We start from the raw sequence: 15,861 nt of genomic DNA, 5'->3' as shown, positions 1-15,861 counted from the left end.
GTGGGCTGATAATGAAGGGGAAAGGGGCTATCTTTCCTCAAGGGTGACTTATGCAACAATGCCTATCGCTTCCACTCTCGCTCCTGCCGCTTCTGGTTCTGGCATTCAAGTCCTGGCCGCCGGTCGGCGGCCCCCCGCCGGGGGGCAAGCCATGAGCGGTGCTGCTATTGCCTATCGCGGACCGATCCGCAGCCTTGGGTCCAAGGGGCATGTCGCCCCTGGAGGACCTGGGATGAAACTGTCTTTTCTGGCACCCGCCCTGCTGGTCGCGACCGGCTTCCTTGGCGCGGCCGGGGCCGCCGCCAAGGCGCCTCTGGGCACCGTCAGCTATGTCACCGACCGGCTGGTCGCCGCGCGCGTGGCCGACCGGATCAGGAAGACCTGCCCGACCATCGGCGCGCGCTTCATCCGTGCCTACAGCGAAGCGCGCGCGCTTCAGGACTGGGCGCTCGATCAGGGCTACAGCCGCGAGGAGGTGAAGGCCTTCCTCAAGGACAAGGCGGAGAAGCAGAAGATCTATGCCCGGGCCGAGGATTACCTCGTCCGCAATGGCGCGACCCCGGAGAATGTCGAGGGGTTCTGCGCGCTGGGGCAGAAGGAAATCGCGGGCGGGACCATTGCGGGCTCGCTCATCTACGAGAAATAGGCGGGCGGGCCGATGCCCGCCGGGGACGTGAAGGACGAAAACATGGCCGATCTGCGCAAGATCATCATCGACAGCGTCGAGGTCGAGGTCGACCCGAACCTGACGCTCATCCAGGCCTGCGAGATTGCCGGGATCGAGGTGCCGCGCTTCTGCTACCACGAGCGGCTGAGTATCGCCGGGAACTGCCGGATGTGCCTCGTCGAGGTCGTGGGCGGCCCGCCGAAGCCTGCGGCCTCTTGCGCCATGCAGGTGAAAGACCTGCGGCCGGGGCCGAACGGCGAGCCCTCGGTCATCAAGACCAACTCGCCCATGGTGAAGAAGGCCCGCGAAGGGGTGATGGAGTTCCTGCTCATCAACCATCCGCTCGACTGCCCGATCTGCGATCAGGGCGGCGAGTGCGACCTGCAGGATCAGGCCATGGCCTACGGCGTCGATTTCAGCCGCTACCGCGAGCCCAAGCGCTCGTCCGAGGACCTGAACCTCGGGCCGCTCGTCTCGACCGCGATGACCCGCTGCATTTCCTGTACGCGCTGTGTGCGTTTCACGAGTGAGGTGGCCGGGATCACCCAGATGGGCCAGACCGGCCGGGGCGAGGATGCCGAGATCACCTCTTACCTCAACATGACTTTGGATTCGAACCTGCAGGGCAATATCATCGACCTCTGCCCGGTCGGCGCCCTGACCTCGAAACCCTATGCCTTCACCGCCCGCCCCTGGGAACTGACCAAGACGGAATCGATCGACGTGATGGACGCGCTCGGTTCGAACGTCCGCATCGACACCAAGGGCCGCGAGGTCATGCGCATCATCCCGCGCAACCATGACGGCGTGAACGAGGAATGGATTTCCGACAAGTCGCGTTTTGTCTGGGACGGCCTGCGCCGCCAGCGACTGGACGTGCCCTATGTCCGCGAGAACGGCAAGCTGCGCAAGGCGTCCTGGGGCGAGGCGCTGGCCGCCGCCGCCAAGGCGATGACGGGCAAGAAGGTCGCAGGCCTTGTCGGCGATCTGGCCCCGGTCGAGGCGGCCTACAGCCTGAAGCAGCTGGTCGAGGGTCTTGGTGGCCATGTCGAATGCCGCACCGACGGCGCGCACCTGCCCGAAGGCAACCGCTCGGCCTACGTCGGCACCGCGCGGATCGAGGATATCGACAGTGCGAAGTACATCCTGCTTGTCGGCACGAACCCGCGTGACGAGGCGCCGGTCCTCAATGCGCGCATCCGCAAGGCCTGGACGAAAGGCGCGCTCGTCGGTCTGGTGGGCGAGGCCGCCGATCTGACCTATGCCTATCACCATGCCGGAACGGACCGTGCCGCCCTTCAGGCGATCCTGGAACGTGATCACAGCGATGTGCTTGACGCTCCGTCCCTGGTGATCGTGGGGCAGGGGGCGCTGCGCGAAGCCGATGGCGCGGCGGTGCTGGCAACGGCGATGGAGATCTGCGCGCGGTCGAAGTCGAAGCTTCTGATCCTGCATACCGCGGCCGCGCGCGTCGGCGCGATGGATGTGGGCGCGGTGACCGAGGGCGGTCTGGCGGCGGCCATCGAGGGGGCCGAGGTGATCTACAATCTCGGTGCAGACGAGGTGGACATCGCGGCCCGTAATGAAAATGGCGGCGCCTTCGTCATCTATCAGGGCAGCCATGGCGACCGGGGCGCGCACCGCGCCGACGTGATCCTGCCGGGTGCGGCCTGGACCGAAGAAAACGGCCTCTTCGTCAATACCGAAGGCCGTCCGCAACTTGCCATGCGCGCGGGTTTCGCGCCGGGCGAGGCGAAGGAGAACTGGGCGATCCTGCGCGCCCTGTCGGCAGAGCTTGGCGCGACCTTGCCCTGGGACACGCTCGCCGGTCTGCGGCAGGCGCTGGTCGCGGCGCACCCGCATCTTGGCCGGATCGACGAGGTCGCCGCGAACGACTGGAAGGCGCCGAAGATCAAGGCGATGGGCAAGGCCGATTTCCGCAATGCGGTCAAGGACTTCTATCTCACGAACCCGATCGCGCGCGCCTCGACCGTGATGGCGGAACTCTCCGCCATGGCGAAGGCCCGCGCCGAACAGCCGATGGCGGCCGAGTGATGATCGCCGCCCGCCTGCCGATCCGCGCGCTTCTGACCGGCTCTCTGGCCGGTCTGTCAGCCTGCGCGGAGACGGGGGCGGGCGATGTTGCATCGGCGGGGCGCGACTATCGCGCGGCCTCGGTGCGCATCTGGCAGGACGATCTGGTCCGGGTCCGGACCGAGATGACGGGCGCTGCGGATGAGGCCGAGGCGGCGGGTTACGCGCGCTGTGTGGTGGCCGGTTTCGCGCTCGACCATGGTATGAATTTCGTGCGCAACGTGCGCACGATCACCGACAAAGAGGGTGGCGTTTGGCGCGCGGATGCTGTTTACAGCGTCACGTCGGCCCTGCCCGCCGGTATCTCGACGATCGACGCGGAAGTGACGGTCGAAGAATGTGCCGAACGCAAGATTCCGACCAAGGCGAAGACCGGGGCCTGACGGCCTTACAGGGGACTGACGACATATGGCAGAGTTTCTCGCAACACCGCTCGGGGCCCTTGTCCTGATCGCGCTCCAGGGCCTTCTGGTCATCGGGTTCGTGATGATCTCGCTGCTCTTCCTCGTCTATGGCGACCGCAAGATCTGGGCCGCTGTCCAGATGAGGCGCGGGCCGAACGTAGTGGGGGCCTTCGGTCTTCTGCAGTCGGTCGCGGACGCGCTGAAATATGTGGTGAAGGAAATCGTCGTGCCCGCGGGGGCGGACCGGTTCGTCTTCTTCCTCGCGCCGATGCTGTCGTTCGTTCTGGCCATGATCGCCTGGGCGGTCATCCCGTTCAACGACACCTGGGTGCTGGCCGACATCAACGTGGCGATCCTTTACGTCTTCGCGATTTCGTCGCTCGAGGTCTATGGCGTGATCATGGGCGGCTGGGCTTCGAACTCGAAATATCCGTTCCTCGGTTCGCTGCGGTCCGCCGCGCAGATGATCAGCTACGAGGTCTCGCTTGGTCTCATCATCATCGGTGTCGTGATCTCGACCGGATCGCTGAACTTCGGCGACATCGTGCGCGCCCAGGACACGTCCTATGGCCTACTGGGCTGGTACTGGTTGCCGCACCTGCCGATGGTGGCGATGTTCTTCATCTCGACGCTGGCCGAGACCAACCGCCCGCCCTTCGACCTGCCCGAGGCGGAATCCGAACTCGTCGCGGGCTATCAGGTCGAATATTCCTCGACGCCGTTCCTTCTGTTCATGGCCGGCGAATATATCGCCATCTTCCTGATGTGCGCGCTGACCTCGCTGCTCTTCTTCGGCGGCTGGCTCTCGCCCATCCCCGGGCTGCCGGACGGGCCTTTGTGGATGGTCGCGAAGATGGGCTTTTTCTTCTTCCTCTTCGCCATGGTGAAGGCCATCGTGCCGCGCTACCGCTATGACCAGCTGATGCGGATCGGCTGGAAGGTCTTCCTGCCCCTGTCGCTCGGCTGGGTGGTCGTGGTGTCCTTCCTCGCAAAATTCGAAGTGCTTGGCGCCTTCTGGGCCCGCTTCACGATGGGCCTTTGATCTGAGGAGAGCCGGAGTTCGCCATGGGCATCGACATCGTACAATTTGACAGGCTTGCCAAACTCAGCCGCGAGATCGGCCCGAGGGAAGCCACCCTGATGCTCGGGCGTCAGGGCCTTCACTATCGTGGCAAGGGCGCACGCCTGTTCAATCGGTCGCTGCGGCAGGCAGGCATTGCCGATCGGACCATCGACGATCTGGTGCAGGAGGACGGCTTCGCCGAAAAGGCCTTCGCCACATTTGGCTTCGGGGATGCGCGTGCGCTCGACTATTCGGATTACGAGGGCGCCGACTACGTCCATGACCTGAACCTGCCGGTCGCTTCGGACCTGCATGGCAAGTTCGATTTCATCTATGACGGCGGCACGATCGAACATGTGTTCGACGTCCCGCAGGCACTGCGCAACGTCTTTACGATGCTGAAGCCCGGTGGTGTCTTTGCATCGGCGAACGGAATGAACGGCTGGTGGGGCCATGGTCTCTATCAGTTCAGCGCGGAACTGGTCTATAGCTTCTGGAAACGGACGGCAGGCTGCGAGGTCCTGATCTGCGAGGCACTGCCGGCCCAGCCAAAGTTTCCCGCAGTTGCCTTGCGCGATCCTGCGGACCTCGGGCATCGGCTCTTCGGGTTGTGGAAGAAGCTGCCGTCGTCGCGCGTCTATCTTTACTACGCGATCCGCAAGCCGGAAGACGCAAAGCTGGCGGAGCGCACGCTTCAGAGTGACTATGTGGCACGCTGGGATGGAGATCTGGAAGGCTCGGAGGAAGAATGATGGCGAATATCGACTACACCCGCGCCGCGAAATATTTCCTGCTTGCCGACTTCTGGGCGGGGATGAGGCTGGGGCTGAAGTATTTCTTCGCCCCGAAGGCCACGCTGAACTACCCACACGAAAAGGGCCCGCTCTCGCCCCGCTTCCGCGGCGAACATGCGCTGCGCCGGTACCCCAATGGCGAGGAACGCTGCATCGCCTGCAAGCTGTGCGAGGCGATCTGCCCGGCGCAGGCGATCACCATCGACGCCGAACCGCGTGAGGACGGCTCGCGCCGCACCACGCGCTACGACATCGACATGACGAAATGCATCTATTGCGGCTTCTGTCAGGAGGCCTGCCCCGTGGATGCGATCGTCGAGGGGCCGAATTTCGAATTCGCCACCGAGACGCGCGAGGAGCTTTTCTACGACAAGGCCAAGCTTCTGGCCAACGGCGAACGCTGGGAGGCCGAGATCGCCCGCAACCTCGAACTCGACGCGCCCTATCGGTGACGGCCAGATGACCGACGAATTCCAGAAACTCTTCGCGCAGATGATGGCATCGGGTCAGGAAATGGCCCGCGCCTTCAATCCGGCCTTGGAGACTTTCAAGGGCTTCGATGTCGAGAAGCTTTTCCCCACCATGTCCAAGGACATGCTGGAAATGTGGTTCGGCAAGACCTTCAACAAGGAAGGTCTGGATGCGCGCACCCGCCTTCTGGTCACGGTCGCCGCGCTGACGGTGCTGGGCGCGCAGGGCGAGCCGCAGATGCGCCTGACGATCCGCCATGCGCTGGAAGCGGGCGCCACCAAGCGCGAGATCGCGGAAGTGATCTGGCAGATGTCCATGTTCGGCGGGGTCCCCGCCATGACCCGTGCGCTGGAGATTGCGCAGAAGGTCTTTGACGAGACGGAGAGTGAGACATGACATTCGCGGATTTCGCCTTCTACCTCTTCGCCGTGCCGGTCGTTCTGGCGGGCCTGATGGTGGTTCTGGCCCGCAACCCGGTCCATTCGGTCCTGTGGCTGATCCTCGCCTTCCTCTCTTCCTCGGGCCTCTTCGTGCTTCTGGGGGCCGAGTTCGTGGCGATGCTTCTGGTCATCGTCTATGTGGGTGCGGTGGCGGTCCTCTTCCTCTTCGTCGTGATGATGCTCGACATCGACTTTGCCGAACTGAAGGGCGAGATGGCGAAATATATGCCGCTCGGACTTCTGATCGGGGTGGTCATCCTGATGCAGCTCGGCATCGCCTTCGGCGGCTGGACCGCCTCGGAAGGCGCTGAGGGTGCCCGTCAGGCGGTGACGCCCGAGGGCATCGAGAACACCGCCGCGCTCGGCCTTCTGATGTATGACAAGTACATCCACCTCTTCCAGCTCGCGGGCCTGATCCTTCTGGTCGCCATGATCGGCGCCATCGTCCTGACCATGCGGCATAGGAAGGACATCAAGCGCCAGAACGTGCTGCAACAGATGTGGCGCGATCCGGCCAAGGCGATGGAACTGAAGGACGTCAAACCGGGGCAGGGGCTTTGACCCCTGTGCAACCGGAGATAAGAAAATGAAACGGACCCTAGCAACCTTCATTTGCGCGACCCTGACGCTCGCCGCCCCTGCCGGGGCGCTGACGACGAAGAACGTGCAGTGCGAAGATACCGGTCAGGGCAAGGCCGCCGGTATCTGGGCGCGGGGCCAGATCGCCATCTTCGACCATTGGGCGGTCGCGGGCGAAAGCCTTGGTCTGCGCACGCTGAATGTCGCCGACTGCAAGGCGGGCAGGATGCTCGCGGCCAGCCACCCGGAGGAATATCAGCTCGATACCGCGACCGAGGTGGCCTTCGAGGCGATCCGGGGCGGCGAGACCGATCTTGATGTTCTGAAAGAGAAGCTGGAACTGAAAGGTTTCACCGTCGCGGATGGCAAGATGGCGGCCGACGCCTGCGTCTGCAGCGAGGCGATATTGACCGAGGCCGCCGGATAGGTGGCACAGCCGCGCCGGATGCGATACGGGGCGCATTGAGAAAACGAGGTCCCGGGTCAGGCCCGGGACAGGACGAAAAGACGATACGGGGCGCATCCCCGGAGGGACGAAGCGATGATCGGACTGACACATTACCTGAGCGTTGCTGCCGCGCTCTTCGTGATCGGCATCTTCGGGATCTTCCTGAATAGGAAGAACGTGATCGTCATCCTGATGTCGATCGAACTGATGCTTCTGGCCGTGAACATCAACTTCGTCGCCTTCTCCTCGTTCCTGCATGACCTCGCGGGGCAGGTCTTCACCATGTTCGTCCTGACCGTCGCCGCCGCCGAGGCCGCGATCGGCCTCGCGATCCTCGTCACCTTCTTCCGCACCCGCGGGACCATCGACGTCGAAGACGTCAACGTGATGAAAGGCTAAGGGCGCGCCATGCTGCAATTCATTCTCCTCGCCCCCCTCGCCGCCGCGATCATCGCGGGCTTCGGCTGGCGTCTGATCGGCGAAAAGGGCGCGCTGGCGCTGACGACGGGTGTCCTCTTTGTGGCCTGTGCGCTGTCCTGGGTCACGTTCCTGAATTTCGACGGCACCACCCAGCACATCCACATACTGAACTGGATCCAGTCGGGCTCGCTCGACACCTCCTGGTCGATCCGCCTCGACCGGCTGACCGCGATCATGCTGGTGGTGGTGACCTCCGTCTCCTCGCTCGTTCACCTCTATTCGTGGGGCTATATGGACCACGACGTGAACTGGCATGAGGGCGAGGTCTACAAGCCCCGCTTCTTCGCTTACCTGTCGTTCTTCACATTCGCGATGCTGGCGCTGGTGACGGCCGACAACCTCGTCCAGATGTTCTTCGGCTGGGAGGGGGTGGGCGTCGCCTCCTACCTGCTGATCGGCTTTTATTACCGCAAGCCAAGCGCCAATGCCGCCGCGATCAAGGCCTTTGTCGTGAACCGGGTGGGCGACTTCGGCTTTGCACTTGGCATCTTCGGCCTCTTCTACCTCGTCGATTCCATCAACATGGATGACGTCTTCGCCGCCGCCCCGGCGCTCTCTGAGACGCAGCTGACCTTCCTCTGGACCGACTGGAATGCCGCGAACCTTCTGGCCTTCCTCCTCTTCGTCGGCGCCATGGGCAAATCGGCGCAACTCTTCCTGCACACATGGCTCCCCGACGCGATGGAAGGCCCGACGCCGGTGTCGGCCCTCATTCATGCCGCGACCATGGTGACGGCGGGGGTCTTCCTCGTCTGCCGCATGTCGCCCCTCTTCGAATATGCGCCCGAGGCGAAGTCGTTCGTGATGTATGTCGGCGCCGCGACCGCCTTCTTCGCCGCAACCGTGGGTCTCGTGCAGAACGACATCAAGCGCGTCATCGCCTATTCGACCTGCTCGCAACTTGGCTACATGTTCGTGGCGGCGGGCGCGGGCGTCTATGGCGCGGCGATGTTCCACCTTTTCACCCATGCCTTCTTCAAGGCGATGCTGTTCCTGGGCGCGGGTTCGGTCATCCACGCGATGCACCATGAGCAGGACATGCGCCACTATGGTGGGCTCAGGAAGCATATCCCGCTGACCTTCTGGGCGATGATGATCGGCACCTTTGCCATCACCGGCGTGGGCATTCCGCTGACGACGATCGGCTTTGCAGGCTTCCTGTCGAAGGATGCGATCATTGAGTCGGCCTTCGCGTCGGGCAACGGCTTCGCATTCTGGGCGCTGGTTGTGGCGGCCTGCTTCACCAGCTTCTATTCCTGGCGTCTGATTTTCATGACTTTCTACGGCGAGGCGCGCTGGGGCCATGGGCATGGTCACGGCCATGACCACGGCCACGATCACGCACATGACCATGCGCACGGCCACGACGACCACGGCCACGGCCACGACCATCAGCCGCACGAAAGCCCCGCCGTTATGACCATCCCGCTCGGCGTGCTCGCCGTGGGCTCAGTGCTGGCGGGCATGGTCTGGTACGGGCCCTTCTTCGGCGACCATCATCAGGTGAACAGCTTCTTCGGTATCGCTGCCCATGAGGAAACAGCCGGGGCTGAAGGCGAACCCGCCGATCACGCGACCACGGCTGAGGCTCCTGCAACAGACGATCACGCAACCGACGATCACGCAACCGACGAGGCAGCGGCGACCGAAGGCGCCGCCACCGAGGAGGCGCATGGCGCAGCCGAGCCGGGCCACGCACCGCAAGGCGCGATCTTCATGGCACCGGACAATCATGTGATGGACGACGCCCACCACGCGCCCAAATGGGTCAAGGTCTCGCCCTTCGTCGCCATGCTGATCGGTTTCGCGACCGCCTGGATCTTCTACATCCGTGATCCCTCGATCCCGGGGCGCCTCGCGGCGCAGCAGCCGATCCTCTACCGGTTCCTTCTGAACAAATGGTACTTCGACGAGGTCTATGACTTCATCTTCGTCCGCTCGGCCAAGGCGCTTGGACGCTTCCTGTGGAGGCGCGGCGACGGCGCGGTCATCGACGGCACGATCAACGGCGTCGCCATGGGCATCGTGCCCTTCTTCACCCGCCTCGCGGGCCGGGCGCAGTCGGGTTACATCTTCCACTATGCCTTCGCGATGGTCCTTGGCATCGCCGGGCTTCTTCTCTGGATGACGCTCTCGGGGGGCGCGCACTAATGGAAAACCTGCTTTCCATCCTTACTTTCCTGCCCCTCGTCGCGGCGGCTGTCCTCGCGCTTTTCCTGCGCGGCAGCGACGCGGCGTCCGACCGGAATGCCAAATGGCTGGCGCTTCTCGCGACCACGGCAACCTTCCTCCTCTCGCTCCTGCTTCTCAAGGATTTCGATCCCTCGGACACGGGCTTCCAGTTCGTGGACGAGGGCGACTGGATCATGGGGCTGCGCTACAAGATGGGCGTCGACGGGATCTCGATCCTCTTCGTTCTTCTGACCACCTTCCTCATGCCGATCACCATCCTGTCGGCCTGGGAAGTGGACAAAAGGGTGAAGGAATACATGATCGCCTTCCTCGTCCTTGAAGGGCTGATGATCGGCGTCTTCACCGCGCTCGACCTCGTGCTTTTCTACCTCTTCTTCGAGGCGGGCCTCATTCCGATGTTCCTGATCATCGGCATCTGGGGCGGCAAGGACCGGATCTACGCCTCGTTCAAGTTCTTCCTCTATACCTTCCTCGGCTCGGTCCTGATGCTCGTTGCGATGATCGCCATGTACCGCGATGCGGGCACGACCGACATTCCGACGCTGATGACGCACCAGTTCGCGTCCGACACGATTGGGCTGTGGGGCTTCCATATCGTCGGCGGGGTGCAGACTCTGCTCTGGCTCGCCTTCTTTGCCTCGTTCGCGGTCAAGATGCCGATGTGGCCGGTCCATACCTGGCTACCGGATGCCCACGTCCAGGCGCCGACGGCGGGGTCGGTGATCCTGGCGGCGGTGCTTCTGAAGATGGGTGGCTACGGCTTCCTGCGCTTCTCGCTGCCGATGTTTCCGGTCGCGTCCGACCTGCTGACACCCCTGGTCTTCTGGATGTCGGCCATCGCCATCGTCTACACGTCGCTTGTGGCGCTCGCGCAAAGCGACATGAAGAAGCTGATCGCCTATTCCTCGGTCGCGCACATGGGCTATGTCACCATGGGTATTTTCGCGGCGAACCAGCAGGGCATCGACGGCGCGATCTTCCAGATGCTCAGCCACGGCTTCATCTCGGGCGCGCTCTTCCTTGGCGTCGGCGTCATCTATGACCGCATGCACACGCGCGAGATCGACGCCTACGGCGGGCTTGTGAACCGGATGCCGGCCTACGCGCTGATCTTCATGTTCTTCACCATGGCGAACGTCGGGCTGCCGGGCACGTCCGGTTTCGTGGGCGAGTTCCTGACGCTCATGGGCATCTTCCAGGTCAACACCTGGGTCGCCGCCGTCGCCACTTCGGGCGTGATCCTCTCGGCCGCCTATGCGCTCTGGCTTTACCGCCGGGTGGTGATGGGCGAGCTGGTGAAGGACGCGCTGAAGGGCATCACCGACATGAGCCTGCGCGAAAAGGCCGTGATGGCACCGCTTGTGGCCATGACGCTCCTCCTCGGCATCTATCCGTCGGTCGTGACCGACCGGATCGGGCCGTCCGTCGCGGCCCTTGTCGAAACCTACCAAGCCGCCATTCCGGCCGCGGATACCGCGACCGAAACGGCCAGCCATTGAGGAAGAAGTCCCGTGGTCCAGTCTGATCTTTCCATCGTTCTGCCCGAAGTGGCGCTGGCGCTTTACGCGATGGCGGCACTGATGCTCGCCGTCTACACATCGAAGGACGGGCTCGCCCGCATCCTGACCTGGGCGACGGTCGCGGTCTTCCTCGGCGTGGCAGCCTGGGTCGGGCTCTGCCCGGTGCCGGACGGTACGGCCTTCGGCGGAGCGATCATCTCGGACGCCTTCGCACGCTTCGCCAAGGTGACGCTGCTTCTGGGCGCTGCCGGGGTGCTGGCGATGAGCGAGGACTGGATGGCGCGCGAGCGCCTCGCCCGGTTCGAATATCCGATCCTTATCACCTTCGCGGTGATCGGCATGATGGTGATGGTCTCTGCGGGCGATCTCATGTCGCTCTATATGGGGCTCGAACTGCAATCCTTGTCGCTTTATGTCGTCGCGGCCTTTCGGCGTGACAGCGTGCGGTCGAACGAGGCGGGGCTGAAATATTTCGTCCTCGGCGCGCTTTCGTCGGGTCTTCTGCTTTACGGCGCTTCGCTGATCTACGGCTTCACCGGCACGACCGCGTTCAGCGGCATCATCGCCGCCGCGACGGACGGCCATCTGACCACCGGCGCGCTTTTCGGCCTTGTCTTCCTGATCACCGGCCTTGCCTTTAAGGTCTCGGCCGTCCCCTTCCACATGTGGACGCCCGACGTCTATGAGGGCTCGCCCACGCCGGTCACCGCCTTCTTTGCCACCGCACCCAAGGTCGCCGCGATGGGCCTTTTCGCGCGGGTGATGTTCGATGCCTTCGGCGGCGCCGTCGCGGACTGGAGCCAGGTGGTGGCGCTGCTTGCCGTCCTGTCGATGTTCCTCGGCGCCGTGGCGGCGATCGGCCAGACCGACATCAAGCGCCTGATGGCCTATTCGTCCATCGCCCACATGGGCTTTGCGCTCGTGGGCCTCGCCGCCGGCACGCAGGGCGGCGTGCAGGCGATGCTGACCTACATGGCGATCTATGTCGCGATGAACCTCGGTACCTTCGCCTTCATCCTGTCGATGCGGCGGGGCGATGTGCATGCGACCGAGATCGCCGATCTGAACCTGATCTCGAAGCGTGAACCGGCGAAGGCGCTGGCACTCCTCGTCCTGATGTTCTCGCTTGCGGGCGTGCCGCCGATGCTTGGCTTTTTCGCCAAGTTCGCGGTCCTGAAAGCCGCAGTGGACGCGGACATGGGCTGGCTCGCGGTTCTGGCGGTGATCGCCTCGGTCATCGGTGCCTTCTATTACCTGCGCATCGTCTATTTCATGTATTTCGGGACCGAGCGTGAGGGCGTCAGCGTCCGCATGGCGCCGATGCCCTGGGCCATGCTGATGGGCGCGGCTTTGGTGATGGTCCTCGGGGCGATCAACCTCTTCGGGATCGAGGGCGCGGCGGCGGCAGCGGCGGAAGCGCTTGTCCGCTGACGCGCCAGACTGGCCCGACGCCTATGCCCGCCACGTGCTGGCCGAGGTCGACAGCACCAATTCCGAAGCCGCGCGCCTTGCGCCCGGCCTGACCCGCCCCAGCTGGATCATGGCGCGCCGCCAGACCGGCGGGCGGGGACGAAGGGGCAGGGCCTGGGTCAGCCCCGAAGGCAATTTCTTCGCCTCGCTGGTGATGCGCCCGACAGGTGATCCGGCGCAGGCGGCGCTCAGAAGCTTCGTGGCGGCGTTGGCCCTTGACGATGCGCTTGGGGCGCTCGTCGGGCCAGCCGGTCGTTTCACGCTGAAATGGCCGAACGATGTGCTGCTGAACGGCGGCAAGGTCGCGGGGATCTTGCTGGAAAGCGCAGGGCAGGGGCCGCAGGTCGGCCATCTGGTTATCGGCATCGGCGTCAACCTGATCGCAGCACCTCCCGCCGACGCGGTGGAACCCGGCGCGCTGAAGCCCGTGTCGGTTCAGGGCGAGACCGGCCTGCGCCTGACGCCCGACGAGCTTCTCGACCGCCTCGGCCCGGCCTTCGCCCGCTGGGAAAGCCAGTTCACCGCTTATGGCTTCGCGCCGATCCGCACGGCATGGCTTGCGCGCGCCGCACGGCTTGGCCAGACGATCCGCGCCCGCACCATGGCTGAGACCTTTGAAGGCCGCTTCGAAGGTTTGGCCGAGGATGGCGCGCTCGTGCTAGGAACCGATCGGGGCCGCCGGACGATTTCGGCCGCCGACATCTTTTTCTGAGAGGGGTCGGGCATGCTGCTTTGCATCGACTGCGGCAATACCAATACGGTCTTTTCGATCTGGGACGGCGAGGGTTTCCTCGCCACCTGGCGCATATCGACCTCGCATCAGCGCACGGCGGACGAATATTACGTCTGGCTCTCGCATCTGTTCTGGGCCGCGAGGATCGAGGTGAAGGTCACCGATGCCATCATCTCCTCGACCGTGCCGCGTGTGGTCTTCAACCTGCGTGTCCTGTGCGACCGCTATTTCGGCTGCCGTCCCCTGGTTGTGGGCAAGCCCGACTGCGCGCTGCCCGTCGCGCCCCGGGTCGATCAGGGCACGACCGTCGGCCCCGACCGGCTGGTCAATACCGTGGGCGGCTTCGACCGCCATGGCGGCGACCTGATCATCGTCGACTTCGGCACCGCGACCACGTTCGACGTTGTCGACAACGACGGCGCCTATATCGGCGGCGTGATCTCTCCGGGCGTCAACCTCTCGCTCGAGGCGCTGCACATGGCCGCCGCCGCGCTGCCGCATGTCGATGTAACGAAGCCCGCGCAGGTGATCGGCACCAACACCATCGCCTGCATGCAGTCGGGCGTCTTCTGGGGCTATGTCGGCCTTGTCGAGGGCATCGTGCGCCAGATCCGGGCCGAGCGGGGCCGCCCGATGAAGGTTATCGCCACCGGGGGCTTGGCCTCGCTCTTCGAACAGGGCACAGAGATATTCGACACAGTCGAGGACGACCTGACCATGCATGGCCTCGTCCTCATTCATCGCCACAATGCCAGACTGGAAAAACAATGACTGACGAACGCCTGATCTACATGCCGCTCGGCGGCGCCGGAGAGATCGGCATGAACTGCTATGTCTATGGCTATGGCAGACCGGGGCAGGAACGGCTGATCGTCGTCGATCTGGGGGTGGCCTTTCCCGACATGGACACGTCGCCCGGTGTCGATCTGATCATGGCCGACATCAGCTGGCTGGTCGAAAACCAGAGCCGGATCGAGGCGATCTTCATCACGCACGCTCACGAGGATCATGTGGGCGCGCTTGGTCATCTCTGGCCGAAACTCCGCGCGCCGGTTTATGCGCGCAAATTCACCGGCGCGATTGCCGCAAGCAAGATGGAGGAGGCGGGCCAGCCCACCGACGCGATCCATGTGGTGGGGCCGCGCCCGGCCGTGACAGAGGCCGGGCCCTTCCGCGTGCAGTTCGTGCCGGTCAGCCATTCGATCCCGGAAAGTGCGGGGCTGATCATCGACACGCCGGCCGGACGGGTGGTGCATTCGGGCGACTTCAAGCTCGACGGCACGCCCATCGTCGGCGAGCCGTTCAATCCCGAGGAATGGCTGAGGATCGCGACCGAGAATGGCCGCGTCCGCGCGCTTGTCTGCGATTCCACCAATGTCTTCTCGCCCTTGCCCGGCCGGTCCGAGGCGACGCTGGCCGAACCGCTCGCGAAACTCATCGCCGAACAGGAGGGGATGGTGGTCGCCACCACCTTCGCCTCGAACGTCGCACGGCTGAAGACGCTGGCCGAGGCGGGACGGGCGGCGGGACGCTCGATCTGCCTTCTCGGCCGCGCGATGAACAAGATGGTGACGACCGCCGTCGAGACCGGCCTTCTGACCGATTTCCCGCGCGTCCTTTCCCCCGAGGAGGCCGAGGAACTGCCGCGCCAGTCGCTGATGCTGATCGTGACCGGCAGCCAGGGCGAACGGCGCGCGGCCTCCGCCGCGCTGAGCCGTGGCAAATATCTGGGGATCGAGCTGAGGGAGGGCGACATGTTCCTCTTCTCTTCCAAGACCATCCCGGGCAACGAAAAGGATGTGATCCGCATCATGAACGCCCTGTCGATCCGGGGCGTGGATGTGATCGACGACCGGGGCGGCGCCTATCACGTTTCGGGCCACGCCAACCGGCCGGACCTGGAAGCCGTGCACGAGCTGGTGAACCCGCTGATGGTGGTGCCGATGCACGGCGAACACCGCCATCTGCGCGAACATGCGGGGCTCGCGCGCGCAAAGGGCATGGGGGCGGCCATCGTGACGAACGGCACGATGGTCAGCCTGTCGGGCGCCGCGCCCGCGGTCGTCGAGCAGATCGAGACCGGTCGGCTTTACCTTGACGGGACGGCGCTCATTGGCGCGTTGGATGGCGTGGTGCGCGACCGGATCCGCATGGCGCTGAACGGGGTCGTCTTCGCGACCGTGATCATCGACGAGGATGGCGCCCCCCTGGGCGACGCCTGGGTCGAGCTTATGGGCCTGCCGGAAACCGGCGCGACCGGCAAGGCGCTGGCCGATGCGATCGAGGACGAGCTGGGGGAGTTCCTGGAAGGCGCGCCGGACAAGGTGATCCGCGACGACGGCAAGCTCGACGAGGCGATCAAGCGCATCGTCCGCCAGGTCGCGGCCGAAGAGGTGGGCAAGAAGCCCGAGGTCAGCGTGGTGATCAGCCGCCTTCTGGCCGAATAAGAGCGCCCGACAGGCGCCTCATCGAGCACTGCGTGCACTCTTCGGGCCTGACGGCGAG

Annotated in this window: 16 protein-coding genes; all 16 read left to right on the top strand. The window is 64.4% G+C overall.

The features are described from left to right. Window positions 1–232: 232 nt before the first annotated feature. The 16 genes from P0645_RS16315 to P0645_RS16240 all read left to right on the top strand — a co-directional run bounded on the left by P0645_RS16315 (window position 233) and on the right by P0645_RS16240 (window position 15,803). Entirely contained in the window at window positions 233–646 is a 414-nt protein-coding gene (locus P0645_RS16315) for a DUF5333 domain-containing protein (RefSeq protein WP_284165657.1), read from the top strand. A gap of 42 nt (window positions 647–688) precedes the next feature. Continuing rightward, window positions 689–2,722 carry an NADH-quinone oxidoreductase subunit NuoG gene (gene nuoG, locus P0645_RS16310; RefSeq protein ID WP_284165656.1) on the top strand — a complete coding sequence of 678 codons (2,034 nt, stop codon included), beginning with the start codon at window positions 689–691 and terminating at the stop codon, window positions 2,720–2,722. Continuing rightward, window positions 2,722–3,144 carry a YNQ4 family lipoprotein gene (locus P0645_RS16305; protein ID WP_284165655.1) on the top strand — a complete coding sequence of 141 codons (423 nt, stop codon included), beginning with the start codon at window positions 2,722–2,724 and terminating at the stop codon, window positions 3,142–3,144. Before nuoG ends, P0645_RS16305 begins: the two co-directional genes overlap by 1 nt. Window positions 3,145–3,169: 25 nt before the next feature. Then, entirely contained in the window at window positions 3,170–4,207 is a 1,038-nt protein-coding gene (gene nuoH / locus P0645_RS16300) for an NADH-quinone oxidoreductase subunit NuoH (protein WP_284165654.1), read from the top strand. Between the two features lie 23 nt (window positions 4,208–4,230). Continuing rightward, complete coding sequence (locus tag P0645_RS16295; protein WP_284165653.1) at window positions 4,231–4,980, top strand: methyltransferase domain-containing protein; 750 nt, start codon at window positions 4,231–4,233, stop codon at window positions 4,978–4,980. Next, the gene (nuoI, locus tag P0645_RS16290; RefSeq protein ID WP_284165652.1) at window positions 4,980–5,474 is read left to right on the top strand and encodes an NADH-quinone oxidoreductase subunit NuoI; all 495 of its coding nucleotides are present in this window, start codon (window positions 4,980–4,982) and stop codon (window positions 5,472–5,474) included. Before P0645_RS16295 ends, nuoI begins: the two co-directional genes overlap by 1 nt. 7 nt (window positions 5,475–5,481) lie before the next feature. Beyond that, window positions 5,482–5,889: a carboxymuconolactone decarboxylase family protein gene (locus tag P0645_RS16285; protein WP_284165651.1), complete on the top strand. Its 408-nt coding sequence runs from the start codon at window positions 5,482–5,484 to the stop codon at window positions 5,887–5,889. Then, window positions 5,886–6,494, top strand: a complete 609-nt coding sequence (locus P0645_RS16280) for an NADH-quinone oxidoreductase subunit J (protein WP_284165650.1) — start codon at window positions 5,886–5,888, stop codon at window positions 6,492–6,494. Before P0645_RS16285 ends, P0645_RS16280 begins: the two co-directional genes overlap by 4 nt. Before the next feature lie 25 nt (window positions 6,495–6,519). After that, complete coding sequence (locus P0645_RS16275; protein ID WP_284165649.1) at window positions 6,520–6,939, top strand: hypothetical protein; 420 nt, start codon at window positions 6,520–6,522, stop codon at window positions 6,937–6,939. 114 nt (window positions 6,940–7,053) lie between these two features. After that, window positions 7,054–7,359, top strand: coding sequence for an NADH-quinone oxidoreductase subunit NuoK (gene nuoK, locus P0645_RS16270; protein ID WP_284165648.1), 306 nt, complete (start codon window positions 7,054–7,056; stop codon window positions 7,357–7,359). 9 nt (window positions 7,360–7,368) lie between these two features. Beyond that, entirely contained in the window at window positions 7,369–9,591 is a 2,223-nt protein-coding gene (gene nuoL, locus P0645_RS16265; RefSeq protein WP_284165647.1) for an NADH-quinone oxidoreductase subunit L, read from the top strand. Then, a complete protein-coding gene (locus P0645_RS16260) occupies window positions 9,591–11,132 on the top strand; it encodes an NADH-quinone oxidoreductase subunit M (protein ID WP_284165646.1) in 1,542 nt (513 codons plus the stop codon). The genes nuoL and P0645_RS16260 overlap by 1 nt, the downstream gene beginning before the upstream one ends. A 12-nt stretch (window positions 11,133–11,144) precedes the next feature. Further along, window positions 11,145–12,584, top strand: a complete 1,440-nt coding sequence (nuoN, locus tag P0645_RS16255) for an NADH-quinone oxidoreductase subunit NuoN (protein ID WP_284165645.1) — start codon at window positions 11,145–11,147, stop codon at window positions 12,582–12,584. Continuing rightward, entirely contained in the window at window positions 12,574–13,335 is a 762-nt protein-coding gene (locus P0645_RS16250; protein ID WP_284165644.1) for a biotin--[acetyl-CoA-carboxylase] ligase, read from the top strand. The genes nuoN and P0645_RS16250 overlap by 11 nt, the downstream gene beginning before the upstream one ends. Before the next feature lie 12 nt (window positions 13,336–13,347). After that, window positions 13,348–14,127, top strand: coding sequence for a type III pantothenate kinase (locus P0645_RS16245; protein ID WP_284165643.1), 780 nt, complete (start codon window positions 13,348–13,350; stop codon window positions 14,125–14,127). Beyond that, window positions 14,124–15,803 (top strand): ribonuclease J, encoded by a 1,680-nt coding sequence (locus P0645_RS16240; protein WP_284165642.1) that lies wholly within the window; start codon window positions 14,124–14,126, stop codon window positions 15,801–15,803. Before P0645_RS16245 ends, P0645_RS16240 begins: the two co-directional genes overlap by 4 nt. Window positions 15,804–15,861: the final 58 nt, after the last annotated feature.

The organism is Frigidibacter sp. SD6-1, assembly GCF_030143255.1.
GTDB lineage: Bacteria > Pseudomonadota > Alphaproteobacteria > Rhodobacterales > Rhodobacteraceae > TMP-24.
The sequence above is the reverse complement of the archived record's forward strand: the minus strand, read 5'-3'. Positions and strand labels throughout refer to the sequence as shown.

Bases quoted from the DNA above. Each gene is read 5' to 3' on its own strand.
- P0645_RS16315 (WP_284165657.1), top strand. From the start codon at position 233: ATGAAACTGTCTTTTCTGGCACCCGCCCTGCTGGTCGCGACCGGCTTC.
- nuoG (WP_284165656.1), top strand. From the start codon at position 689: ATGGCCGATCTGCGCAAGATCATCATCGACAGCGTCGAGGTCGAGGTC.
- P0645_RS16305 (WP_284165655.1), top strand. From the start codon at position 2,722: ATGATCGCCGCCCGCCTGCCGATCCGCGCGCTTCTGACCGGCTCTCTG.
- nuoH (WP_284165654.1), top strand. From the start codon at position 3,170: ATGGCAGAGTTTCTCGCAACACCGCTCGGGGCCCTTGTCCTGATCGCG.
- P0645_RS16295 (WP_284165653.1), top strand. From the start codon at position 4,231: ATGGGCATCGACATCGTACAATTTGACAGGCTTGCCAAACTCAGCCGC.
- nuoI (WP_284165652.1), top strand. From the start codon at position 4,980: ATGGCGAATATCGACTACACCCGCGCCGCGAAATATTTCCTGCTTGCC.
- P0645_RS16285 (WP_284165651.1), top strand. From the start codon at position 5,482: ATGACCGACGAATTCCAGAAACTCTTCGCGCAGATGATGGCATCGGGT.
- P0645_RS16280 (WP_284165650.1), top strand. From the start codon at position 5,886: ATGACATTCGCGGATTTCGCCTTCTACCTCTTCGCCGTGCCGGTCGTT.
- P0645_RS16275 (WP_284165649.1), top strand. From the start codon at position 6,520: ATGAAACGGACCCTAGCAACCTTCATTTGCGCGACCCTGACGCTCGCC.
- nuoK (WP_284165648.1), top strand. From the start codon at position 7,054: ATGATCGGACTGACACATTACCTGAGCGTTGCTGCCGCGCTCTTCGTG.
- nuoL (WP_284165647.1), top strand. From the start codon at position 7,369: ATGCTGCAATTCATTCTCCTCGCCCCCCTCGCCGCCGCGATCATCGCG.
- P0645_RS16260 (WP_284165646.1), top strand. From the start codon at position 9,591: ATGGAAAACCTGCTTTCCATCCTTACTTTCCTGCCCCTCGTCGCGGCG.
- P0645_RS16245 (WP_284165643.1), top strand. From the start codon at position 13,348: ATGCTGCTTTGCATCGACTGCGGCAATACCAATACGGTCTTTTCGATC.
- P0645_RS16240 (WP_284165642.1), top strand. From the start codon at position 14,124: ATGACTGACGAACGCCTGATCTACATGCCGCTCGGCGGCGCCGGAGAG.